The sequence below is a fragment of the Methylobacterium sp. C33D genome (genome assembly GCF_053345825.1).
Genome location: NZ_JBKFAV010000001.1, coordinates 236,323 through 260,787 on the forward strand (window position 1 = coordinate 236,323; position 24,465 = coordinate 260,787).

The 24,465-nt window shown below is 71.7% G+C and carries 20 protein-coding genes; 9 read left to right on the forward strand and 11 right to left on the reverse strand.

What is annotated here, in order from left to right:
• Position 1 precedes the first annotated feature (1 nt).
• From ACLBXO_RS01205 to ACLBXO_RS01215, 3 genes are read left to right on the forward strand one after another with little or no spacing between them, the layout of a single operon-like run.
• Positions 2 to 1,588 (forward strand): peptide ABC transporter substrate-binding protein, encoded by a 1,587-nt coding sequence (locus tag ACLBXO_RS01205; RefSeq protein WP_331317880.1) that lies wholly within the window; start codon positions 2 to 4, stop codon positions 1,586 to 1,588.
• Positions 1,585 to 2,508: an ABC transporter permease gene (locus ACLBXO_RS01210; protein WP_447684226.1), complete on the forward strand. Its 924-nt coding sequence runs from the start codon at positions 1,585 to 1,587 to the stop codon at positions 2,506 to 2,508. Before ACLBXO_RS01205 ends, ACLBXO_RS01210 begins: the two co-directional genes overlap by 4 nt.
• A complete protein-coding gene (locus ACLBXO_RS01215; protein ID WP_447684227.1) occupies positions 2,505 to 3,608 on the forward strand; it encodes an ABC transporter permease in 1,104 nt (367 codons plus the stop codon). The genes ACLBXO_RS01210 and ACLBXO_RS01215 overlap by 4 nt, the downstream gene beginning before the upstream one ends.
• A gap of 26 nt (positions 3,609 to 3,634) precedes the next feature.
• On the opposite strand, the gene ACLBXO_RS01220 is transcribed toward ACLBXO_RS01215, so the two are convergent.
• From ACLBXO_RS01220 to ACLBXO_RS01245, 6 genes are all read right to left on the reverse strand, one after another.
• Positions 3,635 to 4,591 (reverse strand): D-2-hydroxyacid dehydrogenase family protein, encoded by a 957-nt coding sequence (locus ACLBXO_RS01220; RefSeq protein WP_331317878.1) that lies wholly within the window; start codon positions 4,589 to 4,591, stop codon positions 3,635 to 3,637.
• A 69-nt stretch (positions 4,592 to 4,660) separates the two neighbouring features.
• Entirely contained in the window at positions 4,661 to 6,289 is a 1,629-nt protein-coding gene (locus ACLBXO_RS01225) for a dihydroxyacetone kinase subunit DhaK (RefSeq protein WP_447684228.1), read from the reverse strand.
• A 199-nt stretch (positions 6,290 to 6,488) separates the two neighbouring features.
• Complete coding sequence (locus tag ACLBXO_RS01230) at positions 6,489 to 7,334, reverse strand: carbohydrate ABC transporter permease (protein WP_234082978.1); 846 nt, start codon at positions 7,332 to 7,334, stop codon at positions 6,489 to 6,491.
• Between the two features lie 89 nt (positions 7,335 to 7,423).
• The gene (locus tag ACLBXO_RS01235; protein WP_447684229.1) at positions 7,424 to 8,380 is read right to left on the reverse strand and encodes a carbohydrate ABC transporter permease; all 957 of its coding nucleotides are present in this window, start codon (positions 8,378 to 8,380) and stop codon (positions 7,424 to 7,426) included.
• A 23-nt stretch (positions 8,381 to 8,403) separates the two neighbouring features.
• Positions 8,404 to 9,714 carry an ABC transporter substrate-binding protein gene (locus ACLBXO_RS01240; RefSeq protein ID WP_447684230.1) on the reverse strand — a complete coding sequence of 437 codons (1,311 nt, stop codon included), beginning with the start codon at positions 9,712 to 9,714 and terminating at the stop codon, positions 8,404 to 8,406.
• A 73-nt stretch (positions 9,715 to 9,787) separates the two neighbouring features.
• Positions 9,788 to 10,849 (reverse strand): ABC transporter ATP-binding protein, encoded by a 1,062-nt coding sequence (locus ACLBXO_RS01245; RefSeq protein WP_447684231.1) that lies wholly within the window; start codon positions 10,847 to 10,849, stop codon positions 9,788 to 9,790.
• Between the two features lie 278 nt (positions 10,850 to 11,127).
• Between ACLBXO_RS01245 and ACLBXO_RS01250 the strand changes: the two genes are divergently transcribed.
• From ACLBXO_RS01250 to ACLBXO_RS01260, 3 genes are read left to right on the forward strand one after another with little or no spacing between them, the layout of a single operon-like run.
• Positions 11,128 to 12,321, forward strand: a complete 1,194-nt coding sequence (locus ACLBXO_RS01250) for a fumarylacetoacetate hydrolase family protein (protein WP_331317868.1) — start codon at positions 11,128 to 11,130, stop codon at positions 12,319 to 12,321.
• A 37-nt stretch (positions 12,322 to 12,358) separates the two neighbouring features.
• A complete protein-coding gene (locus ACLBXO_RS01255) occupies positions 12,359 to 13,726 on the forward strand; it encodes an FAD-binding oxidoreductase (protein ID WP_447684232.1) in 1,368 nt (455 codons plus the stop codon).
• Between the two features lie 10 nt (positions 13,727 to 13,736).
• Positions 13,737 to 14,018 (forward strand): DUF167 family protein, encoded by a 282-nt coding sequence (locus ACLBXO_RS01260; RefSeq protein WP_447684233.1) that lies wholly within the window; start codon positions 13,737 to 13,739, stop codon positions 14,016 to 14,018.
• 175 nt (positions 14,019 to 14,193) lie between these two features.
• Here ACLBXO_RS01260 and ACLBXO_RS01265 read toward each other — a convergent pair whose 3' ends face one another.
• Genes ACLBXO_RS01265 through ACLBXO_RS01285 form a run of 5 tightly spaced genes read right to left on the reverse strand, consistent with a single transcriptional unit; the run spans position 14,194 to position 20,761 of the window.
• On the reverse strand, positions 14,194 to 15,123 hold the full coding sequence (locus ACLBXO_RS01265; RefSeq protein ID WP_447684234.1) for a 3-keto-5-aminohexanoate cleavage protein: 930 nt from the start codon (positions 15,121 to 15,123) through the stop codon (positions 14,194 to 14,196).
• 2 nt (positions 15,124 to 15,125) lie between these two features.
• A complete protein-coding gene (locus tag ACLBXO_RS01270; RefSeq protein ID WP_447684235.1) occupies positions 15,126 to 16,049 on the reverse strand; it encodes a 3-hydroxyacyl-CoA dehydrogenase in 924 nt (307 codons plus the stop codon).
• Positions 16,046 to 18,604, reverse strand: coding sequence for a branched-chain amino acid ABC transporter ATP-binding protein/permease (locus ACLBXO_RS01275; RefSeq protein ID WP_447684236.1), 2,559 nt, complete (start codon positions 18,602 to 18,604; stop codon positions 16,046 to 16,048). The genes ACLBXO_RS01270 and ACLBXO_RS01275 overlap by 4 nt, the downstream gene beginning before the upstream one ends.
• Before the next feature lie 14 nt (positions 18,605 to 18,618).
• Positions 18,619 to 19,494, reverse strand: coding sequence for a branched-chain amino acid ABC transporter permease (locus ACLBXO_RS01280; RefSeq protein WP_012319853.1), 876 nt, complete (start codon positions 19,492 to 19,494; stop codon positions 18,619 to 18,621).
• A 7-nt stretch (positions 19,495 to 19,501) separates the two neighbouring features.
• Positions 19,502 to 20,761, reverse strand: a complete 1,260-nt coding sequence (locus ACLBXO_RS01285; RefSeq protein ID WP_012319854.1) for an ABC transporter substrate-binding protein — start codon at positions 20,759 to 20,761, stop codon at positions 19,502 to 19,504.
• A 119-nt stretch (positions 20,762 to 20,880) separates the two neighbouring features.
• Here ACLBXO_RS01285 and ACLBXO_RS01290 point away from each other — a divergent pair, with 119 nt between their 5' ends.
• The 3 genes from ACLBXO_RS01290 to ACLBXO_RS01300 all read left to right on the forward strand — a co-directional run bounded on the left by ACLBXO_RS01290 (position 20,881) and on the right by ACLBXO_RS01300 (position 24,326).
• The gene (locus ACLBXO_RS01290) at positions 20,881 to 21,594 is read left to right on the forward strand and encodes a GntR family transcriptional regulator (protein ID WP_447684237.1); all 714 of its coding nucleotides are present in this window, start codon (positions 20,881 to 20,883) and stop codon (positions 21,592 to 21,594) included.
• Positions 21,595 to 21,596: 2 nt separating this feature from the next.
• Entirely contained in the window at positions 21,597 to 22,364 is a 768-nt protein-coding gene (locus tag ACLBXO_RS01295) for an SDR family oxidoreductase (RefSeq protein WP_331317862.1), read from the forward strand.
• A 156-nt stretch (positions 22,365 to 22,520) separates the two neighbouring features.
• Complete coding sequence (locus ACLBXO_RS01300) at positions 22,521 to 24,326, forward strand: IlvD/Edd family dehydratase (RefSeq protein WP_447684238.1); 1,806 nt, start codon at positions 22,521 to 22,523, stop codon at positions 24,324 to 24,326.
• Positions 24,327 to 24,465 lie beyond the last annotated feature (139 nt).

Below are 24,465 nucleotides of genomic sequence, written 5' to 3' on the forward strand. Positions count from 1 at the left end.
CGTGCGCCCGCGCCGGCGCGACTGGCTGGCCGGCGCGATCGCCCTCGCGGCCGTGCGGCCCGCGCGCGCGGCCGACGCGCTCTACCGCCGCGGCAACGACGCCGATCCCGAGACCCTGGACCCGCACCGCTCGTCCACGGTCGCGGAGGCGCATATCCTGCGCGACCTCTGCGACGGGCTGCTCACCTACGACAACCGGGGCGCGATCATCCCGGGCGCGGCGCGCGCCTGGTCGGTCTCCGAGGACGGGATGAGCCTGCACTTCGACCTGCGCCCCGACGGCCGCTGGTCGAACGGCGAGCCGGTCACCGCGGACGACTTCGTCTACGCGTTCCGCCGGATGCTCGACCCGGCCACGGCGGCGAAATACGCCGAGATCCTGTTCCCGATCCGCGCCGCCGCCGCCGTGAACCGCGGCGAGACGCCGGCCGAGACTCTCGGCGTCGCCGCGGAGGCGCCGCTCCGGCTGGCGATCGGCCTGGAGCAGCCGACGCCCTACATCCTGGAACTCCTGACCCACCAGACCGCCCTGCCGGTCCACCGCGCCTCGGTCGAGCGCTACGGCGACAGCTTCACCCGGCCGGGAAACCTCGTGACCAACGGACCGTACCGGCTCGCCGACCGCGTGCCGGGCGGCGCCATCACGCTGGAGGCCAACCCGCACCATCCGGACGCGGCGAGCCTCGCGATCCGGCGCGTCGCCTTCCTGCCGACACCCGACATCGCCGCGTCGGTGCGCCGCTACGCTGCCGGCGAGATCGACTCGCTGTCCGACCTGCCCGTCGACCAGATCGCCGACCTGCGCCGCCGGTTCGGGTCGCAGGTGGTGCTCGGCCCCTCGCTGGGGCTCGCGGCGCTGGTGGTGAACACCCGCAAGGCGCCGTTCTCGGACCGCCGCGTCCGCCGGGCCCTGTCGCTCGTGATCGACCGCGAGTACCTCGCCGACGGCCTCAACGGCGGCACCATGAGCCCGGCCTACTCCCTGTGCCCGCCCGGCCTCGACAATTACCGGACGCCGCCCGAGACCGAGGGCCGCCTCGGCCTGCCGATCGACCACGAGGCGGAGGCGCGCCGGCTGCTCGCGGAGGCGGGGTTCGGCCCGGACCGGCCGCTCACCGTGGAGTACCGGTTCAACATCAGCGACAACAACCGCACCGTCGCGGTGGCGATCGGCGAGATGTGGCGCGACCTCGGGATCGTGACGCGCTACGTCTACACGGACGCGAAGACGCATTTCGCCTACCTGCGCGACGGCGGCGACTTCGATGTCGCCCGCTACAGCTGGATCGCCGACTATTCCGATCCGCAGAACTTCCTGTTCCTGCTCCAGAGCGGGAATGACGGGATGAACGCCGGCCACTGGTCGGACGCGGCCTACGACGCGCTGATGGCGCGGGCCGCCACCGAGCGCGACCTCACCCGCCGGGCCGGCCTGCTCTACGACGCGGAGGCGATCGCCCTGCGCGAGCTGCCCTGGATCCCGCTGATGCACTACCGCTCGAAGGCGCTGATCGCGCCGCGGCTGCACGGCTACCACCCGAACCTGCGCAACGCCGCGCCGACCCGCTTCATGAGGCTCGACGCGTGATCCGCTTCATCCTGCGCCGCCTCCTCCAGGCGGTGCCGACGCTGCTCGCCGTGGTGACCGTCAGCTTCTTCCTGATGCGGCTCGCCCCGGGCGGGCCGTTCGACCTGGAGCGGCCGCTGGCGCCCGCCGCCATGGAGAATCTCCGGCGGGTCTACGGCCTCGACCGGCCGCTGATCGCGCAGTTCGGCAGCTACCTCGCGGCGCTGGCGCGGGGCGACCTCGGTCCGTCCTTCTCGTTCCGCGACCAGAGCGTCCTCGGCCTGATCGCGCGGGGCCTGCCGGTCTCCGCGACGCTGGGCGCCCTCGCCCTCGCGCTCGCCACCGCGCTCGGCGTCGGGCTCGGGATCGCGGCGGCGCTCCGGCGCGGCGGGCTCGTCGACCGGCTCCTCGGCGTCGGGGCCGCCCTGACCCTCTCGCTGCCGAGCTTCGTCGTCGCCCCCCTGCTGCAGATCGCCTTCGGCCTGACCCTGCGCTGGCTGCCGCTCGGCGGCTGGAACGACGGTGCCCCGAGCCACCTGGTCCTGCCGGTGGTGACCCTGGCCCTGCCGCAGGTCGGTGCCCTGGCCCGGCTGACCCGGACCTCGCTCGCCGAGGCCCTGCGGACGCAGCCGGTCCGCACCATGCGCAGCCTCGGCCTGCCGCCGGCCCGCGTCACCCGGCACGCCCTGCGCGGGGCGCTGCTGCCGGTGGTGGCCTATCTCGGACCGCTGGCGGCGGCGCTGCTCACCGGCTCGGTGGTGGTGGAGACGATCTTCGGGCTGCCGGGGATCGGCCGCTACTTCGTCGAGGGCGCGCTCAACCGCGACTACACGCTGGTGATGGGCACCGTCCTGCTCGTCGCCGGGCTGGTGATCCTGCTCAACCTCGCCGCCGACCTCGCCTGCGCGTGGCTCGACCCGCGCCTCCGGGTGGCGGCGTGATTGCGGCCGCCGCGGCGCCGGGCCCGGCCCGGCGCGCCGTCCTCCGGTTCGCGCGGGAGCGGACCGCCGTGGCGGCGCTGGCCGTGCTGGTCCTGATCGCCCTCGCCTGCCTGATCGGCCCGGGCCTCACCGGCCACGACCCCGAGCGCGCCTATCCGGACCTGCGCCAGCTCCCGGCCGGCCTCACCGCGCAGCCCAACGCCGACCGTCTCCGGCCGGCGCTCGAGCGCCTGGCCTTCCGCATGCGCGCCCGGCTCGACGCGGTCGAGCGCGAGGGCGACACCCTGCGGCTCACCCTCGGCTGCGACGCGGGCGTCGACCGGCGCAGCCTCGTCTACCTGCCCCGCTCGGCCCTGTTCGGGACGCCGCGCGTGGTCGACGAGCGGGACGGCGGCCGCGGCCTCGTCGTGGCGGTGCCGGTCCGGCGCCTGCACTTCCCCCTCGGCACCGACATCCAGGGCCGCGACCTGCTGACCCGCTGCCTCGTCGCCGGCCGGATCTCGCTGGCGATCGGGCTCGCGGCCAGCCTCGTCGCCCTGCTCATCGGCGTCGCCTACGGGGCGACGGCGGGCTTCGTCGGGGGCGCCGTCGACGCCGTGATGATGCGCGGCGTCGACGTGCTCTACGCCCTCCCCTTCGTGTTCTTCGTGATCCTGCTGCTGGTGTTCTTCCGCCCCAGCCTGCTGCTCATGCTGGTGGCGATCGCCGCGGTGGAGTGGCTCGACATGGCCCGGGTGGTGCGCGCCGTGACGCTGTCGCTGCGCGAGCGCGATTTCGTCCGCGCCGCGCGGGCGCTCGGCCTCGGAACCCCCCGCATCATCCTCCGGCACATCGTACCGAACACCCTCGGCCCTGTGGCCGTGACCGCGACGCTGCTGGTGCCGCAGGTGATCCTGCTGGAGAGCTTCCTGTCGTTCCTCGGGCTCGGCGTGCAGGAGCCGCAGACCAGCTGGGGCGTCCTGATCGCCGAGGGCGCCCGCTCCATCGAGGCGGCGCCGCACCTGCTCGCGGCCCCGGCCGCGCTCCTGATCGCGACCCTGGTGGCGCTCAACCTGATCGGCGACGGCCTCGCGGACGCGCTGGATCCCCGCGGGGAGTGAGTCCGGGGCCGGCGGGGTCCGCGACGTCAGCCCAGTTGCCGGATCGGGGCGCCGGCGAGCCAGGCCTCGATGTCCTCCACCGCCTGGGTGAAGAAGGTCCGGTAGTTGTTGCGCGACACGTAGCCGAGATGCGGCAGCGCCAGCACGTTCGGCAGGCGCCGGAACGGGCTGTCGGCCGGCAGCGGCTCGGTCTCGAACACGTCGAGGCCCGCGCCGGCGATCCAGCCCTCCGCCAGCGCCTGGACCAGCGCGGCCTGGTCGACGATCGGTGCGCGCGAGGTGTTCACGAGGAACGCGTCGCGGCGCATGCGGCGCAGCTCGGCCGCGCCCAGGAGGCCGCGCGTCCGGTCGCCGAGCACGAGGTGGATCGTGACGACGTCGCTGGCCTCCAGCAGCGCCTCCTTCGAGGCCGCCCGCTCCACACCGGCTGCGGCGGCGCGGGCGTCGTCGAGGTTCGGGCTCCAGGCGATCACGCGCATGCCGAAGGCGCGCCCGATCTCGGCCACCCGCGTCCCGATCTTTCCGAGGCCCAGAACGCCGAGCGTCGATCCCGCGAGGTCGGTCCCGATCGTGCTCTGCCAGGGGCCGCCCGCGCGCAGGGTCAGGCTCTCCGGCGCCACGTGACGGGCCAGTCCCAGGATCAGCGCCCAGGTCAGCTCCGTCGGCGGTGTCGGGCTCGACTCCGTCCCGCAGACGACGACGCCGCGCGCCCGGGCCGCCGCGAGGTCGATGGCGAGGTTGCGCATTCCGCTGGTGACGAGCAGCTCGAGCCTGGGCAGCCGCTCCAGCAGCGCCGCCGGGAACGGCGTCCGCTCCCGCATGATCACGAGGATCTCGGCCTGCGCGATCCGCGCCACGAGGTCGTCGGGCTTCGGGATGTGCTGAGCGATCGCCGAGACGGCGACGCGGTCGGACAGGCGCGCCCAGTCCGCGAGCGCGAGGGCCGCCTGCTGGTAATCGTCGAGGATCAGGCAGGTGCGCATGGGGATGGGGTAGGCCTCGGTGAGCGGAGCGTCAACGGACGCCGGACGGCGACGCGCGGCGCCCGGCTCCTACGCCCCGGCCAGGGCCGCGAACGCCGCCGCGACGCCGGCGGCGCCGGGATCCTGGACGCCGGCGAGGTCCCCGGCGGCCAGGTAGCTGGAGCGGCCCGCGCCGGCGCGATCCATGCCGGCCGTGGCCTCGGCGCCGGCGCGGGCGGCCGCCGCCGCGGCCGCGAGGTCGCTGCCCTTCAGGGCCTCGACAGCGGGGATCAGGGCGTCGAGCAGCGTGCGGTCGCCGGCCTGGGCGCCGCCGTAGCCCTGGACGCGCGCCACGCCCTGCCCGAGCGCCTCGGGCCACGCGGCGCCGCCGGTGAGGGCCGAGGCCGTCGCGGCGAAGAAGATCGAGCCGAGCACGCCGCTCGACCCGCCCACCGCGCGCCCGATCCGCTCGGCGAGCGCCCGGCACAGGGCCGCGGGTTCCGCCTGTGGCAGCCGGTCGAGGTCGGCCTGGACGGCGCGCGCCGCGCCCGCGAAGGTCGTGCCGGCGTCGCCGTCGCCGACCTTGGCATCGAGGCCGTTCAGGGCATCCTCGGCCCCGATCAGCGCCTCCGCGACGGCCCGGATCCGCGCGGCGGTGACGGCGTCGTGCGAGGGCGTGAAGGCCTCGCCCGCGAGCCCCTCGGGCACCGGCCGAAAGATCTGCGGCGCGATCCGCACGGCCGCGGGCCAGGCCGGGACCGGGACGGGCTCCGACAGGGCGCGCTCCAGCGCGTCGTCGAGCGGCAGGACCGACAGCGAGGCACCGTGCATGTCGAGCGCCGTCATCAGCGGCGCCGGCCCGAGCAGCAGGTGGACGCGCCGCCCCAGATCGGTCGCGAGCACGGCGCGGGTGAGGACCTGCATCTCCAGCGCGGAGGCGGAGCCGAGATTGTTCACGAGCAGTGCCAGCCGGTCGGCACCGGACACGGCCCGCGCGAGACGCTCGGCCATCATGCGGGCGAGCTCGCTGACCTTCGGCAGCGCGATGCGCTCCGCGCCGGGCTCGCCGTGGATGCCGAGGCCGAGCTCGGCCTGTCCCTCCGCCAGACGCTCGCTGCGCGGCGAGCCGGGGATCGTGCAGGTCGAGACCGCGATGCCGAGCGACTTCGCCGCCCCGGCGGCGCGTCGGGCGAGCGCCGCCACGGTCTCGAGCGGTTCCCCGGCCTCCGCGGCGTGGCCCGCCACCTTGTGGACGAACAGCGTCCCGGCGACGCCGCGGGGCTGCTTGGCATCCGGCAGCGCGATGTCGTCCGCGACGATAACGGTCTCGACCCTGTGGCCGAGCGCCCGGGCGCGCTCGGCGGCGAGGCCGAAATTCAGCCGGTCGCCCGCGTAGTTCTTGATGACGAGCAGGCATCCCGCCGGCCCCGTGACCGCGAGGATCCCGGCCAGCACCGCGTCGACGCTCGGCGAGGCGAAGACGTCGCCGCAGACGGCCGCGCTCAGCAGGCCAGGCCCCACGAAGCCCGCATGGGCCGGCTCGTGGCCGGAGCCGCCGCCGGAGATGACCGCGACCGTCCCGGGATCCGGAGCGGCGCGGAGGACGACGCGGATGCCCGGGTCGCCGTCGAGCCGTGCCAAGCGTCCGCCGCTCGCGGCGACGAGGCCGTCGACGGCGTCGTTGACCAGGGTGGAGCGGGCGTCGATGAAGTGGGCCATGGCGTGACCTTCGATGGGGCCGGTCCGCGATTCTGCGCCGGCGGATCCGCGCGCATTGTCCGCCTCGTCGAGCCCTGCTGGCAACGGTCTGCGTCCCCGCGAGCACAGCGCCCCGATCCGGCCAGCGACACGCCGACCGGGGCCCCGCCGCCCCGGCTCGCTTCGCCGCGCGCGCGACGCCGGAGGCCCGGCCCGTCCCCTATTCCTTCACGGCGCCGGTGAGCGCGGAGACGTAGTACTCGACGAAGAACGAGTAGAGGATCACCAGCGGCAGCGAGCCGAGCAGCGCGCCGGCCATCAGCGATCCCCACTTATAGACGTCGCCGTCCACGAACTCGCTCACCACGGCGATGGGCACCGTCTTGTTCTGCGTCGAGGACAGGAAGGTCAGCGCGTAGATGAACTCGTTCCAGCACAGGGTCAGCGAGAAGATCCCCGCCGAGATCAGCCCCGGGAAGGCGAGCGGCAGGATGATCTTGGTGAGGATCTGCCACCGGCTGGCGCCGTCCATCAGCGCGCATTCCTCCAGCTCGTAGGGAATGGTCTTGAAGTAGCCCATCAGGAGCCACGTCGAGAACGGGATCAGGATCGTCGGGTAGGCGAGGATCAGGGCGATCGGCGAGTCGAACAGGCCGTAGGCCTGGATGATCGTGGCGAGCGGGATGAACAGGATCGAGGGCGGCACGAGGTAGGCGAGGAAGATCGCCGCCCCGACCCAGCCGGCGCCCCGGTAGCGCACCCGGACGCAGGCGTAGGCGGCGAGCACGCTCGCGAACAGCGACAGCACGGTCGCCGCCACCGACACGTACATCGTGTTCCAGAGCCAGCGCGGATACTGCGTCTCGAAGAGGAGCTTGTTGATGTGCTTGAGCGTCGGGTCCACGACCCAGAACGGGTTGAACCGCTCCATGTCGATCAGCTGCTCGTCCGGTTTGATGGCCGTCAGCGCCATCCAGTAGAACGGGAACAGCAGCACGGCGAGGATGAGGAGGAGCGGCAGGTAGGTCGTCACGAGCCGCCGGGGCAACCGTTCGAGATAGGCCATGCCCTCCGAATTGTCGGTGAGCCCGGCGGGCCGCGCCTCCAAGACGGAGTTGAGATGCGGATCGGCGTGGGCGGGCGGTGCGGGCGCGCTCATCGGTCGTTCCCCCCGGATTGCCAGGCCCTGCGCTGCAGGCCGAACCACGAGATGCCGATGGCCGCGAGCAGGAACGGCACCATGGCGGTGGCGATGGCCGCGCCCTCGCCGAGCGTCCCCGACAGGATGCCGCGCTGGTACGACAGGGTCGCCATCAGGTGGGTGGCGTTCACCGGGCCGCCGCGCGTCATCGCCCAGATCAGCTGGAAGTCGGTGAAGGTGAACAGCACCGAGAAGGTCATCACGACCGCGATGATCGGGGTCAGGAGCGGCAGGGTGATCCGCGAGAAGATCTGCCAGTTGGAGGCGCCGTCCAGCGTCGCGGCCTCGTAGAGCGAGGGCGAGACCGTCTGGAGGCCGGCGAGCAGCGTGATCGCGATGAACGGCACGCCCCGCCAGATGTTGGCGAAGATCACGCAGGCGCGCGCCATGGCCGGCTCGCCGAGGAAGTCGATGTTGCCGTCGATCACCCCGAGATGCCGCAGAGACCAGGAGATGATCGAGAACTGGCTGTCGAAGATCCACCAGAACGCGATGGCCGACAGAACCGTCGGCACCACGAACGGGATCAGCACGATCGACCGGATGATCGACTTGAACGGCATGTTCTTGTTGAGCAGCAGCGCGAGGTAGAGGCCGACGCCGAACTTCACCACGGACGCCACCGCCGTGTAGAGGCAGGTGTTGAACACCGAGAGCCAGAAGACGTCGTCGTCCCAGAGCCACTCGTAGTTCTCCAGGCCGACGAAGACGCCCTCGCGGCCGATCCGCGCGTTGGTGAAGGACAGCCAGATGCCCTTCAGGAGCGGGTAGGCCAGGAACAGGCCGAGGATCAGCGCGGTCGGCAGCATGAACCAGAAACCCGCCCAGCCGCGGCTCGCGCGCACGCGCTGCCAGGCCGAGCGGGTCGGGATTGCGGCCGGGGCGGGCTGCGTCAGGGCCGTGTGCGCCATGGTCTCGCCTCCGGCGGGTGCGGTCAGGTGTTCCGGAAGATGCGCGTGGCGGCGCGCTCGGCGTTCTTGATCGCGCCCTTCACGTCCTCGCGGCCCGTGCAGTGGCTGGCGAACATGTCGACGATCACGAAGTCGGCCAGCACGGCGGCGATCCGCTCGCTCACCGGCGCGAGGCCGCCCGCCGCCAGGGAGCGCCGCCCGGCCTCGGCGAAGACCGCGTTCTTCGGGTCGCTCGTCCAGATCGGGTTCTTCGGGTAGTTCGACAGCGGCTCGCAGAGGTAGCCCTGCGCCGCCTCCAGCCAGGGATTGTAGTTCGCCGCCTCCATCATGAAGGCGATGAAGGCCTTACAGGCGTTCGGCGCCTTGGAGTACTTGAAGGCCAGGATCGGGAAGGCGAGCTGGAACTCGGTGGGCTTGCCGACGGGGCCGATCGGCCAGACCGCGTGGTCCATGTCCTCGGCGAGCTTCGGGTTGTCCTTCTTGGCCGCCGCGTAGATCGAGATGCCGTTGTTGGTCAGGTACAGGTCGCCGGCCAGGAACGCCTTGTTGTTCGACGAATCGTTCCACGACACCGTGCCGGGCACGAAGGTCTCGTACAGGGACTTGACGTATTCGAGCGCCTTGGCGGTCTCGGGCGAGTTGATGACGATCTTCTCGTTGGCGTCGACGAGGTTGCCGCCGTGCGACCACAGCGCCCAGTGGCACCACGTGTTGCCGTCGCCGGTCGCGTGGCCGAGGGCGAAGCCGGCGGGCGTGTTGTTCTTCTTCAGGCCGCGGCAGAGTTCGAGGAAGCCCGCCGTGTCGGTCGGGAACTTGTCGAACCCGGCCTTCTTCATCGCCGAGATGCGGTAGTTCGGGTAGCCGCCGTTGAACGCCACGGGGATCGCGATCCACTTGCCCTTGACCTTGCCGTAGGCCTCCGCGGACGGGAACCAGGGGCCGTACTTCTTGCCGAGGGATTCCGCCACGTCCTCGAGCGGCAGGCACTTGTCGGGGAAGAGCGCCGGGAACGAGAACAGGCCCCAGACCATGTCGGGCCCCTGGCCCGTATTGGCGGCGACCGACGCCTTGGGCTGGATGTCGTCGAAGGACTCGTTGCTCACCGTCACCTTCACGCCCGTCGCCTTCGTGAAGGCGTCGACCAGCTTCATGAAGGCCTCGTCCTCGGCCGGCACGAAGCGCTTCCAGCGCAGGAGCGAGAGGCTCGCCCCCGGCTCGGGCTTCCACTCCGCGCTCTGCGCCCAGGCCTTGGCGAAGCCGAGGAGGTCGCTGCCGGCGGCGAGGCCGGTCGCTGCGGCGCCCGCGAGGAGGGACCGGCGATCGAGAACGGACATCGTTTCTTCTCCCTCGGTGATCGTGATCCTGGAGGCGCCGCGCGCCTCGAATCCGCGCCGGATCCGACGCGGGTCAGTTCGGCAGGCGACGGCCGGTCTCGGCGTCGAAGAAGTGCACGCGGTTCGGCCGCAGGGAGACGGTCTCGCCCGGCCGCTCCCGCACGCGCTCGCGCAGCACGCAGGTGAGGTCCTGGCCCCCCGCCCGCACCGCCAGCATGGTCTCGGAGCCGGTCGGCTCCACGACGACGACCTCCGCGGCGATCCCCTCGGGCGCGAGGTCGAAATGCTCGGGGCGGATGCCCAGGATGAGTGAGCGCCCCTCGACGCCGGACGGCGCGTCGGCGAGCGGGATCGACAGGCCGGTCTCGGTTGTGAAGGTCAGGCGCCCGTTCGCCCGCACCTGGCCGGGCATGAAGTTCATCGCCGGCGAGCCGATGAAGCCCGCGACGAACAGGTTGTCGGGCCGGTCGTAGAGTTCGAGGGGCGGCCCGATCTGCTCGACGACCCCGTCGTGCATCACCACGATCCGGTCGGCCATCGTCATGGCCTCGATCTGGTCGTGGGTGACGTAGATGGTCGTCGTCTTCAGGCGCTGGTGCAGTTCCTTGATCTCGGTACGCATCGCCACGCGCAGCTTGGCGTCGAGGTTGGAGAGCGGCTCGTCGAACAGGAAGACCTGCGGGTCGCGCACGATCGCCCGGCCCATGGCGACGCGCTGGCGCTGGCCGCCCGAGAGCTGGCGCGGGTAGCGGTCCAGCAGGGGCGCCAGTCCGAGGATCTGCGCGGCCTTGTTGACCCGGAGGTCGATCTCGGAGGCCGGCGCCTTCCGGATCCGCATCGAGAACGCCATGTTCTCGCGGACCGTGAGATGCGGGTAGAGGGCGTAGTTCTGGAACACCATGGCGATGTCCCGCTCCTTGGGCGGCACATCGTTCACCACGCGCTCGCCGATGCGGATCTCGCCGCCGGAGATGTTCTCGAGCCCGGCGATCATCCGCAGGAGCGTCGATTTCCCGCAGCCCGACGGGCCGACCAGGATCACGAATTCACCGTCCCGGATATCCACCGACACGCCGTGCAGGACATTCGTCGATCCGAAAGCCTTGCGAACCTCGCGGATTCCCACCGAGGCCATGCTTCCTCCCGATCAAGGCCACTCTGTCGGCGGCTCTAGGGCGGCAGTACAAATGAGGGTTCGCGGGAAAGCAAGCCGACCTCCCGGCAAAGCTGCAGATAATCTTGGATCTGTCAGGCGAGCCCGCCCGGCGCCGGTGACGAGCGCGGTCCGGTGAAACATCCGGCGGGATGACGGGCGGCGCGGAATGCTATGGGATCGCGCGCCGGCCGCGGTCCCGGAACCGGGCCCGCCGCGCGCGGACAACGCAGGGTCACACATCCAGGGGACATGAGCACATGTCGTTATCGGGCCTGACCGCGCGGGAGATCCTGCCCGCCGACGGATGCCGGGGCGCCCTCGCGGGCCGGGTGTGGCGGCCGGACGTGACCGGTCCGAGCGTCGTGGCGATCCGCGCAGACGGGGACGGCGCGCCCCGACTCGTCGACGTCACCGCCGCCTTCCCGACGGTCAGCGACCTGTGCGAGGCCCGAGACCCCGCCGCCGCCCTGCGCGGCGCCCAGGGCGAGGACCTCGGCAGCCTCGACGCGGTGCTGGCCAACACGCCGCCCGACGCGCGCGATGCCACCAAGCCCTGGCTCCTGGCACCGGTCGACCTCCAGGCCCTGAAGGCGGCGGGCGTGACCTTCGCCACGTCCATGCTGGAGCGGGTCATCGAGGAGCGCGCCCGCGGCGATCTCGCCGCCGCGGCGGCGATCCGCGCCGAGGTCGAGCGCCTGGTCGGCCGCGACCTGCGCCGGCTCAAGCCCGGCTCGCCCGAGGCGATGGCCCTCAAGGAGGTGCTGGTCGCGCAGGGCGCCTGGAGCCAGTACCTGGAGGTCGGCATCGGCCCGGACGCCGAGATCTTCACGAAGGCGCAGCCGCTCTCGGCCGTGGGCTGCGGCGCGGATGCGGGCCTGCACCCGGAGTCGCACTGGAACAACCCCGAGCCCGAGGTGGCGCTCGCGGTCACCTCCGACCAGCGCATCGTCGGGGCGACGCTCGCCAACGACGTGAACCTGCGCGACTTCGAGGGCCGGTCGGCGCTGCTCCTCGGTAAGGCCAAGGACAACAACGCCTCCTGCGCCCTGGGGCCGTTCCTGCGCCTGTTCGACGACACGTTCGGCCTCGACGACGTCCGGCGCACCACCGTGACCCTCGAGGTCACCGGCGCGGACGGTTTCCGGCTTCAGGGCACCTCGCCGCTCTCCGAGATCAGCCGCGACCCCGAGGAACTGGCGGAAGCGCTGATGGGGCGGACGCACGACTACCCCGACGGCGCCCTCCTCCTCCTCGGCACGATGTTCGCGCCGATCCAGGACCGGCACGGGCCGGGCCTCGGCTTCACCCACGCCGACGGCGACCGCGTCGTGGTGGCGAGCCCGGAACTCGGCAGCCTCGTCAACCGCATGCGCCCGTGCGACGCCTGCGAGCCCTGGACCTTCGGCGCCCGCGCGCTCATGCGGAACCTCGCCGCGCGCGGGATCCTGTGACAGTGCGGCGACCGGACCGAGCCCCGTGAGGATGCCGATGACCGACACCGCCTTCCTCGACCGCCTCGCCGCGATCGTCGGACCGTCCGGTCTCGTCACCGGCGCGGAACTGCGCGGGCGGTCGGCCAACTGGACGCGCCCGACCGAGCCCTGCGCCGCCCTGGCGCTGGTCCGGCCGCGCAGCACGGAGGAGACCGGCGCCGTCATGGCCGCCTGCCGCGCGGCGGGCGTCGCGGTGGTCCCGCGGGGCGGCGCCACCGGCCTCGTCGACGGCACGCTCTGCCAGCCGGACGAGATCACCCTGTCGACCGAGCGCATGACCGGCATCGAGCCGGTGGACCCGCTCGGCATGACGGTGGTGGTCGGCACCGGCGCGACGCTCGAGAGCGTGCAGGACGCCGCGTCAGCGGCGGGCCTCTTCTTCCCCCTCGATCTCGGGGCCCGCGGCTCGGCGACGATCGGCGGCGCGATCTCCACCAACGCCGGCGGCCTGCGGGTGCTGCGCTACGGCATGATGCGCGAGATGGTGCTGGGGCTGGAGGCGGTGCTCGCCGACGGCACGGTCGTGTCGTCGATGCGACCGCTCATCAAGAACAACACCGGGCTCGACCTCAAGCAGCTCTTCCTCGGCACCGAGGGCACGATGGGCATCGTCACGCGGGCCGTCATCCGCCTCCGGCCGGAGCCCGCCGGCTACGCGACCGCGCTGATCGCGTGCCCCGGAGTCGACGATGGCGCCCGGGTGCTGCGGGCGGCGCAGAGCGCCTTCCAGGGACGTGTCTCCTCGTTCGAGGGCCTCTGGCCGGACTTCTACCGGCTGATGACGGCGCCGGGCCGCGCGACCCCGCCGCTGGGACCGGACTACCCGTTCTACGCCATCATCGAGGTCGAGTGCGTGCCCGAGGAATCCGACCGGTTCCTGGGCCTGCTGGAAGGGCTGATGGGCGAGGGCACGATCCTCGACGCCGCCGTCGCCTCGTCGGAGGAGCAGCGTCGGGGCATGTGGCGGATCCGCGACCGCGTGGAGCACCTGAACGCCGACGGGATCGACCGGGCCTTCGACGTGAGCGTGCCGCTCGCGCGGATGGACGGCTACGTCCGCGGCGCGCTCGACCGGCTCGCGACGATCCCGGGCTGCCGTGCGGTCGTCTACGGGCATATCGGCGACAACAACCTCCACTGGAACACCACCCGCCTCGACGCCGCCGGCAACGCGGCGATCGACGCCGCGATCTACGAGCCGCTGGCGGAGCTGAACGGCTCCGTCTCGGCGGAGCACGGGATCGGGCTCGAGAAACGGGCCAAGCTGAAGCTGTCGCGCTCGCCCGAGGAGATCGCCGTCATGCGGCTCGTGAAGCGGGCGCTCGATCCGGACAACCGGCTGAACCCGGGCAAGATCTTCTGAGGGCCTCGCCGTGGCGATCCGGCTGGCGGTGCGCCTCACGCCGCGCGGAGGCCGCGACGCCGCGGAGGGCTGGGCCCGGGACGAGAACGGACAGCCCTACCTGAAGGCCCGCGTCGCCGCCCCGCCGGTCGACGGCGCGGCCAACGGGGCGCTGGTCGCGCTGGTCGCCAAGGCGCTGAAGGTCAGCCGCGGCTCGGTCCGCATCGTGACCGGCGATCAGAGCCGACTGAAGATCCTGGAGATCGACGGCGCCAAGCAGGCGGATCTGGACCGGGTATTCGGGGCGCCGTGAGGGCTTCTCGACGTCTTTGCGAGCGCAGCGAAGCGATCCAGAGGCGCCCAGGCCTCAGATGGCGCGCTACACTGGATTGCTTCGCTGCGCTCGCGAGGACGGGAAGGCGCGAACGTCAGCCTGTCCTGGACGATGCGTCCCACCTTCCGCGACGCATCGTCCATCGACTGATCGGTCAGAACGCGACCTTGTCGCCCCCCTTCAGCGCCAGGATCTCCCGGGCCTCGTCGGGCGAGGCGACCGCGAGGCCCAGCCCCTCGATGATCGCGCGGACGCGGCGGACCTGCGCGGCGTTGGTCTCGGCGAGCTTGCCCGGGCCGTCCCAGAGGCTGTCCTCGAGGCCGACGCGGACGTTGCCGCCCATCGCGGCCGCCATGGCGGCGATGTTCATCTGGTTGCGGCCCGCGCCGAGCACCGACCAGCGGTACTGGTCGCCGAACAGCCGGTCGGCGGTGCGCTTCATGTGCATCACGTCGTCCGGATGCGCGCCGATGCCGCCCTGAAGGCCGAAGACCGTCTGGATGAACAGCGGCGCCTGCACGAGCCCGCGGTCGAAGAAGTATTTGAGATTGTAGAGATGCGCGGTGTCGTAGCACTCGAACTCGAACTTCGTCCCGTTCGATCCGCAGGTCGTCAGGATGTGCTCGATCTGGCCGAACGTGTTGCGGAAGATGATGTCCTTGTTGCCGAGATAGTCCCGCTCCCACTGGTGCTTCAGGTCCTTGAATCGGTCGAGCATGCCGAACAGGCCGAAATTCATCGAGCCGAGATTCAACGAGGCGACTTCCGGCTGGAAGGTTGCGGCAGGGCGCACCCGCTCCTCGATCGACATGGTCGGCGCGCCGCCGGTGGTGATGTTCACCACGCAGTTCGAGCGCTGCTTGATCACCGGCAGGAACTTGGCGAACGCCTCGGGTGTCTGGTCGGGCTGGCCGTTCTCCGGATTGCGGGCGTGCAGGTGCACGATGGCCGCGCCCGCCTCGGCGGCGCCGATCGCGGCGTCGGCGATCTCCTCGGGCGTCACCGGCAGGTGCGGCGACATGCTGGGCGTGTGGATCGCGCCGGTCACCGCGCAGGTGATGATGACTTTCCGCTGTGAGGCCATGCTCAGTCCTTCCGTGAAGCCTTGTGGGCGCGGAGCGCCGCCAGCCGCGCGTCGCGGCGGTTCATGCGTGCGGGCAGATCGGTCGGCGGCCGCCACTTGGCCAGGATCGCCTCGGTCGCCGGCGCCTCGTAGACCGAGGGTGGCGCCGGGTCGGCGGCAAGAGTCTTGTAGAAGCCGGTGTAGCGCGCGCAGTAATCGGCGATGCCGCCCGGCGCGTTGAGCTCGATCGTCTCGAACGGACCCATGAAGCTCCAGCGCAAGCCGAGGCCGTCCGCGACCGTCTTGTCGAGGTCCTGCGGGGTCACGTAGCCCTCCGAGGCGAGGCGGAACGCCTCCGCTAGCAGGGCGCCCTGGAGCCGGTTGAGGATGAAGCCCTCGATCTCCTTCAGCACGGTGATCGGGACCTGCCCGATCTGCTCGTAGACCTGCCGGGCCCGTGCCAGAGCCTCGGGCGCCGTCCACGGGGCGCCGGAGATCTCGACGAGCGGGATCAGGTGCGGCGGGTTCACCGGATGGCCGACGAGGCACCGGGCCCGATCCGGCAGATCCTCGGTGAACAGGGAGCAGCGGATCGCCGAGGAGGACGAGGCGATGACGGCCTCACGCGGCGCCGCGGCGTCGAGGTCCGCGAACAGGCTCCGCTTCACCTCCAGCCGCTCCGGTCCGTTCTCCTGCACGAAGGCGACGCCGTCGAGGGCGGAACCGAGGGTGCCGGCCGCGCGGATGCGCTCCGCGGCACCGGCGGGGTCGGCGCAGAGATCGTTCGCCGCGAGCGTCCGCAGTCCCTCGGCGCAGGCCGGGATCGCGGCCTCGGCCACGCCCGCCGCGGGGTCGAACAGGCGCACGTCCCAGCCGGCACGGGCGAAGATCATCGCCCAGGCCCGGCCGATCAGGCCGGCGCCGACGATCGCGACGCTCTCGGTCATAGCCACAGCACCTTCCGCCTCAAATCCTGATCCTCGCGCAGGAGACGCGACTCGCCCGTCCACTGCACGCTGCCGCGCTCCAGGGCGACGGTGCGGTCGGACAGCGCCAGGGCGAGGTCGAGATGGTGGTCCACCAGGATGATCGCGATCTCCCGGCGCAGCCGGTCGAAGGCCTCGAACAGCTCCTCCGTCACGGCCGGCGACAGGCCCTCGAAGGGCTCGTCGAGGAGGAGGAGCCGCGTGTCGCCCGAGAGGGCGCGGGCCACCGCCACCATCTGCTGCTCGCCCCCGGACAGACGGGCCGCGTCGACGGTCCAGCGCTCCTTCAGACGCGGGAAGAACTCGAGGACCTTCTCCTCGTCCCAGTGGATACCGGCGCCGGTGAGCCGCCGCAGGCGGCCGAGGCCCAGATTCTCCGCGACGGTCATGCCGGCGAACAGCGCCCGCCCCTGCGGCACGTAGCCGATCCCGAGCCGGGCGATCCGGTCGGGCGACAGGCCGGCGATGTCCTGGCCGGCGAGCACGATCCGGCCGGCGGCCGGCGGCGCGGTGCCGATCAGCGTCTTGAGCAGCGTCGACTTGCCGGCGCCGTTCCGGCCGAGCAAGGCCAAGACCTCGCCCCGGCGCACCGCGAGGTTCACGCCGTTGAGGATGTGCGACTTGCCGTAGAAGGTGTCGACGCCGTCCATGGCGAGCAGCGTCTCGGCCTCGGCCGCGCTGGCGCGCGGCTTCGCGGCGATCGCCGCCGTGCCCGATCCGAGGTAGACCGCCTGCACCCGCGCGTCGTCGCGGGCATCCGCGACCGAGCCGTCGACCAGCACGGCGCCGTCGGCCATGACGGTGACGCGGTCGGCGAGGCGGAAGACGCGGTCGATGTCGTGCTCGACGAGGAGCACCGGGATGTCGGCCGACAGCGCCTTGATCAAGTCGCCGACCCGCTCGCGCTCGGCGGCCGCGAGGCCCGCGAGCGGCTCGTCGAGGAGCAGCACGCGCGGCCGCGTGGCCAGGGCGAGACCCATGTCGAGCAGTCGCTGACCGCCGTAGGACAGGCTGCCGGCCTCGGCCCGTTCGATGCCGGACAGGCCGGTCCAGCGCAGAAGCTCGGCGGTGTCGTCGGCGATCTCGCGGACGGCCAGCGCGTCCCGCCACGGACTGAAATGCGCGGCGTGCCGGGCCTGCACCGCGAGGCGGACGTTCTCCTCCACGGAGAGGCCCGGGAACAGGTTGGTGATCTGGAACGAGCGGCCGATCCCGGCCCGGGTGATGGCGTGCGGCTCCAGCCCGGCGATCTCGCGCCCGTCGAGGCGGATGCTGCCGCCGCTCGGCCGGAACATCCCGGACAGCAGGTTGAAGGCGGTGGTCTTGCCGGCGCCGTTCGGTCCGATCAGGGCGTGGAGCGTCCGGTCGGCGACCGCGAAGGACACGCCGCGCACAGCCTTCACGGGCCCGAAACTTTTCCGGATCTCGCCGGCGACCAGCACCGGGCCGTCGCCGCGCCCCTCCGCGATGAAGCGGGCCGGGACGCGGCCCGAGGCGCCGGCGCGGCGGGCCGACATGGCCGCGCCCTCGGTCGGGACGCGCCGGAACGGCTTGAGCAGCCGCGCCGCGATGCCGACGAGCCCGTCCGGCGAGAACACGATGAAGGCGACGAACAGCAGGCCGAAATACAGGAGCCAGTCGGCGGTGTAGATCGACAGGAACTCGCGGAACAGGATGTAGAACAGCGCGCCGAGCGCCGGCCCGAGGAACGAGCGCATCCCGCCGATCACCACCATGGCGAGCAGCTCGCCCGAGAAGGCGATGGAGATCGGGTCGGCCGACGTGAAGCGGTGGCTGTAGGCCGAGAGCGCGCCGGCGAGACCGGTGATCGTCGCCGAGATCACGAAGGCGGCGAGCTTGTAGCGGTTGGTGGCGTAGCCGAGGAAACCGGCGCGCTGCTCGTTCTCGCGGATCGCCACCAGCACGGTGCCCATCGGCGAGCGACGGAAGCGCCACAGGGCGATCAGAACCGCGAAGGCGATGCCGGACACGGCGGCGTAGTAGGCGCCCGGCTCCTGCAGCGAAGCCCAGCGGTGCAGGTTGCCGATGCCGTTCTCGCCGCCGGTCAGGTCTGTCCAGCGGAACGCGATGGCGTAGAGCATCGCCGTGAAGGCGAGGGTCAGGAGCGAGAAGTAGACGCCCCGCCGCCGCAGGATCAGGCCGCCGGCCATGAGCGCGGCGACGCCGGTGATCGCCAGGGCGCCGAGGAGCGGCAGCGCCATGTCGCCGGGGAACAGCCGCGTCTGGAGGATCGCCACCGCGTAGGCGCCGATCCCGAACCACGCCCCGTGGCCGAAGGAGGTGAGCCCGGTCCAGCCGACCAGGATGTTGAGGCCGAGCACCGCAAGGGCGAAGATCACCGCGTCGGTGGCGGTGATCAGCGTCAGGCCGATCGCGTCCAGGGCGAAGGGCAGGACGATCAGGGCGGCGAGCGCCGCCCAGAGCTGGCGGCTCTCGCGCAGGATCAGGCCGCGCTGCGGCAGGGCGAGCGGCAGCGGCTCGGCGGTTCCGGACATGGGACGCTCTCCGCTCACTCGAACCGGGCGATGTGCTCGCCGAACAGGCCGCGCGGGCGCAGCAGCAGGACGAGCACCATGAGGGCGTAGACGGCGGCCTCGGTGGCCGGCGGGTAGGCGTAGGCGGTGAGGCCCCGGACCACGCCCACGATCAGCGCGGCGAGCACCACGCCCCAGAACGAGCCGAGACCGCCGATCACCACCACCACGAAGGCGAAGGTCAGGATCTCGGCGCCCATGGCGGGCTGCACGCCCGTGACCGGCGCCATCATGGTCCCGGCGAGCGCCGCGAGCCCCACCGCGATCGTCACCACCGCCGTCATGTAGGGCCGGAGCGAGATGCCCAGCGCCGCGACCATGTCGGGGTTCTGCACGCCGGCCCGGACCACGCGCCCGAAGCTGGTCCGCGTGAGCAGCAGCCACAGGCCGGCGACGCAGGCGAGGGCCACCACGAGGATCGAGAGCCGGTAGCGCGAGTAGATCAGGTCGCCGATGAAGACCTGCCCGCGCAGCCACGGCGGGATCCCGAACGGCACCGGCGCCGCCCCGAAGGCCATGCGCAGCGCCTGCTCGGCCACCATGGCGAGCCCGAAGGTGAGGAGGAGGCCGAGCGTCGGGTCGCCGCGGTAGAAGCGCCGCAGCAGGAACCGCTCGATCAGCAGGCCGAGCACCGCCACCGCCAGCGGCGAGGCGACGAGGGCGCCGCCGAAGCCGATGGTCGGCGTCAGCAGCACGGTCATGTAGGCGCCGATCGCGTAGAAGGCGCCGTGGGCGAGGTTCACGATCCCGCCCAGGCTGAAGATCAGCGACAGGCCCAGCGCGATCAGCAGGTACTGCACGCCGATCAGCAGGCCGTTGAGCACCTGCTCCAGGATGAAGACGAGCTGCATGGCCGCCTCACGCCGGGAAGGTGCAGGCGTTCTCGTCGCGGGTGGTGGCGAGCACTTCCAGGCTCTCGCCGGGGCCGGGCAGCGGGCCGGTCGAGGTGAAGATGTCGAAAGGGTTCTTGACCTGATCCGCCGGCAGGGCGGTGATCGCGAACATCTCCTGCATCAGCTCGTGGTCCCAGGGGCGGAAATAGCCCTCGCGGACCTTCGCGATGTCGAACTTGGCGCCCGATTCGAGGTGCTCCACGACCTTGATCGACTCGGTCGATTTCAGCTCGTTCATGGATTGCGCGACGATCTTCATCGCGGTGTAGTCGCCCCAGCCCTGGTTCTCCGGCGGCTTCTTGTACTTGGCCTTGAAGGCGGCGACGAACTTCTTGGCCGAGGGCGAGTCGATCTGGTGATGCCAGATCACCGGCCACGTACCGAGGAAGTTGCCCGGCCCGGCGCCCCAGGCGAGCGCCGTGTCGAAGCCGAATCCGGCGACCGGGAACGGCAGGCCGAACTCGCTGTACTGCTTGAGGAAGTTGGTGATCTGCGCGCCCGCGAGGTTGCAGATCACGAGGTCCGGCTTGGCCTGACGGAGCTTCAGCAGGAACGGCGAGAAGTCGGTCAGCTCGGTGGGGATCAGGTCCTCGCCCACGAGGGTGGCGTCGTTGGCCGCGAAGTACTTCTTCGCCTGCTTCAGGAGATCGTGGCCGAAGGCGTAGTCGGCCGTGAGCGCGTAGACCTTGCGGCCCTTGATCAGGCCCCGGTCGAGCAGCGCCCGCCCGCAGGCGCGCACCATCATGGTGTTCTGCGACTCGACGTGGAACATGAAGCGCTTGCAGTCGGAGCCGCGCAGCGCGTCCGAGTTGGCGCCGGTGTTGATGAACAGGATCTTCTCCCGCTGGGCGACCTGGCTGATCGCCAGCGCGGAGGCCGAGTTGATCTCGCCGACGAGGCAGGCCACGCGGTCGCGCTGGACCATGCGCTCGGCCTTGGCCGAGGCGGTCTGCGGATTGACGCTGTCCTCCGAGAGCAGCTCGACCTTCCGGCCCGCGATGCCGCCGGCGGCGTTGATCTCCTCCACCGCGAGCTGGGCCGCCTGCACGGCGAACTCCCCGAGCGGGCCGAGGAAGCCCGTGCGCGGCGTCAGATGGCCGATCCGGATCACCTCCGACTGTCCCTGTGAGAGCGCCGGGCTCGCGAGGGCCGGCGCGAGGAGCGCCGCGCCGCCGGCGCGTAGAAGGCTGCGGCGAGAAAGGGAATCCCCGTACCGGTCCGTCATCGTTCCGCTCCCGTGCGTGTCCTCCAGCCGGGTTGTTGCGGCGGGCTCTGACGGCCCTCACCCGAACTGTGATCACAGATCACTAGCGCGATAGTGCCGGATCCGTCTAGTGTCGGCACATGAATTCCACCCTGGCCCTCGCCGAACTGCCCCAGCTCGCGCGGCGGACCCTGTCCGATACCGTCTACGAGGCCCTGTCGGACCTCCTCGCCTCGGGGCGGCTGGCGCCGGGCGACCGGCTGTCCCTGCGCCAGAGCGCGGCGGCCCTCGGCGTCTCGGTCATGCCGGTGCGCGAGGCGGTGAGCCGGCTCGCGGCGGACGGCGTGCTGGAAGTGGCGCCGAATCGTGTAATCCGCGTGCCGGTGATGGGCGCGGCCGCGTTCCGGGCCCTGGTCGAGACCCGCATCGCGGTCGAGGGCATCGCCGTAGCGCGGGCGGCCGAGCGGCGGACCGGGTCCGAGCTGGCGGCGATCCGGAGCGCCGAGGCGGCCTTCCGGGCCGAGGCCGAGGCGCCGGAGCCCGACAGGGCGCGCGCCGTCCAGCTCAACCGCGACCTGCATTTCGCCATCTACGGCGCCTGCGGGCTGGGACCCCTGCAGGAGATCATCGCCCGGCTCTGGCTGAAGGCCGGCCCGGTGATCAACCTGGATCTGCGCGCCCACCCGGAGCGCCTGCTCCAGGGCTTCGCCCTCCGGCGGCACGCCGAGGCGGTGGCGGCCATCGAGGTCCGGGACGGCGCGGCGGCCGCGGCCGCGATCGCCGCCGACATCCGGGAAGCGGCGGAGTTCATCTTGACCCGCGGCGGGTTGCGGGACGTTCACGGAGAGGATTGATCATGGATCTGGGGATTGCCGGCCTGCGCGTCCTGGTGACCGCGGGCGCTGCCGGGATCGGTCGCGAGATCGTCGACGCCTTCGTGGACGAAGGCGCGCGCGTCTTCGCCTGCGACGTCGACGCGGAGGCCCTGGCGGCGCTGCCGGAGACGATCGGGCGCAGCCGCACCGACGTCGCCGACCGCGACGCGGTCGCCGCGATGATGGACCAGGCGGTCGAGTTCCTCGGCGGCCTCGACGTGCTCGTCAACAATGCCGGGATCGCCGGCCCGACCGGCCGTGTCGAGGAGATCGCCCCCGAGGAGTGGGACCGCTGCGTCACGGTCTGCCTGACCAGCCAATTCAACTGCGCGCGCCTGGCGGTGCCGCACCTTCGCCAGAGCGCCAACGCCTCGATCGTCAATCTGTCCTCGGCCGCCGGCAAGTTCGGCTTCGCTCTGCGCAGCCCCTACGCGGCCGCCAAGTGGGGGGTGATCGGCTTCACAAAGTCCCTGGCGATCGAGCTCGGCGGCGCTGGTATCCGGGTGAACGCGATCCTGCCGGGTCTCGTCGCCGGGGATCGCCAGCGCCGGGTGCTCGAATCGAAGGCCCAGCAGCAGGGGACAAGCTTCGCCGACATGGAGGCGCGGGCGTTCTCGTTCGTGTCGGTGAAGGAGTACGTCACGGCGCGCCAGCTCGCCGACCAGATCCTGCTGCTCTGCTCGCCGCGCGGCCGGACGATCTCGGGGCAGGCGATCTCCATCGACGGTGACACCCGGATGCTGTCCTGAAATCGTTCCAGCGCCGAAGATGCTGCGGGCGATCAATCCTCAGAGTATTGCAAGAGCGAGCCGAGGGCGCCGCGACCGGAGTCGCGATGCCCGCGGCGGCAGCGGAAGACGGGAGCCGGACCGCCAGCGCCGGCCTCAGGATGCGAGGAAGCGACCATGAGCGACAAACGCCGGATCACGCCCGCCGACCTGCGCTCGAAGGCCTGGTTCGACAACCCGCACAACCCGGGCATGACCGCCCTCTACCTCGAGCGCTACCTCAATTACGGGCTGACGCCGGAGGAGCTGCGCTCGGGCAAGCCGCTGATCGGCATCGCCCAGACGGGATCCGACCTGTCGCCCTGTAATCGCCACCACATCGAGCTCGCCAAGCGGGTGCGCGAGGGGATCACGGCGGCCGGCGGCGTCGCCTTCGAGTTTCCCTGCCACCCGATCCAGGAGACGGGGAAGCGGCCGACCGCGTCGCTCGACCGGAACCTCGCCTACCTGTCCCTGGTCGAGGTGCTGTACGGCTACCCGCTGGACGGCGTCGTGCTGCTCACCGGTTGCGACAAGACCATGCCGGCCTGTCTGATGGCGGCGGCGACGGTCAACATCCCGGCGATCTCGCTGAATGTCGGGCCGATGCTCAACGGCTACTTCCACAAGGAGCTGACCGGCTCGGGCACGATCGTGTGGAAGGCGCGCGAGCGGCACGCGGCAGGCGACATCGACTTCCAGCAGTTCATGGACATCGTCGGGTCGTCGGCGCCGTCGACGGGCCATTGCAACACGATGGGCACGGCCTCGACGATGAACGCCCTCGCCGAGGCACTCGGTTTCGCCCTTCCCGGCTCGGCGGCGATCCCGGCGCCCTACCGCGAGCGTGGCCAAGCCGCCTACGCCACCGGGCAGCGGATCGTCGAGATGGTCTGGGAAGACCTGAAGCCCTCCGACATCCTCACCCGCGAGGCCTTCGAGAACGCCATCGTGGCCAACGCCGCGATCGGCGGCTCGACCAACGCGCCGATCCACATCAACGCCATCGCCAAGCATATCGGCGTGCCTTTGAGCTGCGACGACTGGGAACGGGTCGGGTTCGAGATCCCGCTGCTCGTGGACATGCAGCCTGCCGGCCGCTGGCTCGGCGAGGAGTATTTCCGCGCGGGCGGCCTGCCGGCGGTCTTCGCCGAGCTGATCGAGGCCGGGAAGGTCCACGAGGACGCGCTGACCTGCAACGGCCGGACCGTCGGCGAGAACTACCGCGGGCGGCACAGCTGGAACCGCGACGTGATCCGCGCCTACGGCGAGCCGCTGATGGAGCGCGCGGGCTTCCTGAACCTCAAGGGGAGCCTGTTCGACTCGGCGATCATGAAGACCTGCGTCATCTCCGAGGAGTTCGCCGCCCGCTACCTGCGCAATCCGAATGACCCGATGGCCTTCGAGGGGCGCGTGATCGTGTTCGACGGGCCGGAGGACTACCACACCCGGATCGACGATCCGGCCCTCGACATCGACGAGAACACCATCCTGATCATGCGCGGGGCCGGTCCGATCGGCTATCCCGGCGCCGCCGAGGTGGTGAACATGCAGCCGCCCGGCGCCCTGATCCGGCGCGGCGTCACCTCCCTGCCCTGCATCGGCGACGGCCGGCAATCCGGCACCTCCGGCACGCCCGCCATCCTGAACGCCTCACCCGAGGCGGCCGCGGGGGGCGGGCTGGCGCTGTTGCAGAGCGGCGACCGAATCCGCGTCGACCTCAACCGCCGGAGCGCCGACATCCTGCTCCCGGCCGAGGAACTCGACCGCCGGCGGGCGGATCTGGCGGCGCGCGGCGGCTATCCCTATCCGGCGACCCAGACGCCCTGGCAGGAGATCTACCGCGATCAGGTCGATCAGCTCGACCAGGGCATGGTGCTGAAGGGCGCGGTGAAGTTCCAGAAGGTCGCGCAGACCTCCGGCGTGCCGCGGGACAACCACTGAGGCCCTCACCGGATCTCGCGCGGTTGGCCGGATGCGGCGCCGGCGCGCGGCGCGTCCTCGCCGGGTCGAGACGCGCCGCGCGCCGGGCGAGGATCGCCGCGGGCCTTCGGGGCATGCCGCTGCACAGGGCGCCGTCAGC

Excerpts from the sequence above, each read along its gene's own strand:
- ACLBXO_RS01220 (WP_331317878.1), bottom strand. The coding sequence starts at position 4,591 with ATGCGCACCTGCCTGATCCTCGACGATTACCAGCAGGCGGCCCTCGCG.
- ACLBXO_RS01225 (WP_447684228.1), bottom strand. The coding sequence starts at position 6,289 with ATGGCCCACTTCATCGACGCCCGCTCCACCCTGGTCAACGACGCCGTC.
- ACLBXO_RS01230 (WP_234082978.1), bottom strand. The coding sequence starts at position 7,334 with ATGGCCTATCTCGAACGGTTGCCCCGGCGGCTCGTGACGACCTACCTG.
- ACLBXO_RS01235 (WP_447684229.1), bottom strand. The coding sequence starts at position 8,380 with ATGGCGCACACGGCCCTGACGCAGCCCGCCCCGGCCGCAATCCCGACC.
- ACLBXO_RS01240 (WP_447684230.1), bottom strand. The coding sequence starts at position 9,714 with ATGTCCGTTCTCGATCGCCGGTCCCTCCTCGCGGGCGCCGCAGCGACC.
- ACLBXO_RS01245 (WP_447684231.1), bottom strand. The coding sequence starts at position 10,849 with ATGGCCTCGGTGGGAATCCGCGAGGTTCGCAAGGCTTTCGGATCGACG.
- ACLBXO_RS01250 (WP_331317868.1), top strand. The coding sequence starts at position 11,128 with ATGTCGTTATCGGGCCTGACCGCGCGGGAGATCCTGCCCGCCGACGGA.
- ACLBXO_RS01255 (WP_447684232.1), top strand. The coding sequence starts at position 12,359 with ATGACCGACACCGCCTTCCTCGACCGCCTCGCCGCGATCGTCGGACCG.
- ACLBXO_RS01265 (WP_447684234.1), bottom strand. The coding sequence starts at position 15,123 with ATGGCCTCACAGCGGAAAGTCATCATCACCTGCGCGGTGACCGGCGCG.
- ACLBXO_RS01270 (WP_447684235.1), bottom strand. The coding sequence starts at position 16,049 with ATGACCGAGAGCGTCGCGATCGTCGGCGCCGGCCTGATCGGCCGGGCC.
- ACLBXO_RS01275 (WP_447684236.1), bottom strand. The coding sequence starts at position 18,604 with ATGTCCGGAACCGCCGAGCCGCTGCCGCTCGCCCTGCCGCAGCGCGGC.
- ACLBXO_RS01280 (WP_012319853.1), bottom strand. The coding sequence starts at position 19,494 with ATGCAGCTCGTCTTCATCCTGGAGCAGGTGCTCAACGGCCTGCTGATC.
- ACLBXO_RS01285 (WP_012319854.1), bottom strand. The coding sequence starts at position 20,761 with ATGACGGACCGGTACGGGGATTCCCTTTCTCGCCGCAGCCTTCTACGC.
- ACLBXO_RS01290 (WP_447684237.1), top strand. The coding sequence starts at position 20,881 with ATGAATTCCACCCTGGCCCTCGCCGAACTGCCCCAGCTCGCGCGGCGG.
- ACLBXO_RS01295 (WP_331317862.1), top strand. The coding sequence starts at position 21,597 with ATGGATCTGGGGATTGCCGGCCTGCGCGTCCTGGTGACCGCGGGCGCT.
- ACLBXO_RS01300 (WP_447684238.1), top strand. The coding sequence starts at position 22,521 with ATGAGCGACAAACGCCGGATCACGCCCGCCGACCTGCGCTCGAAGGCC.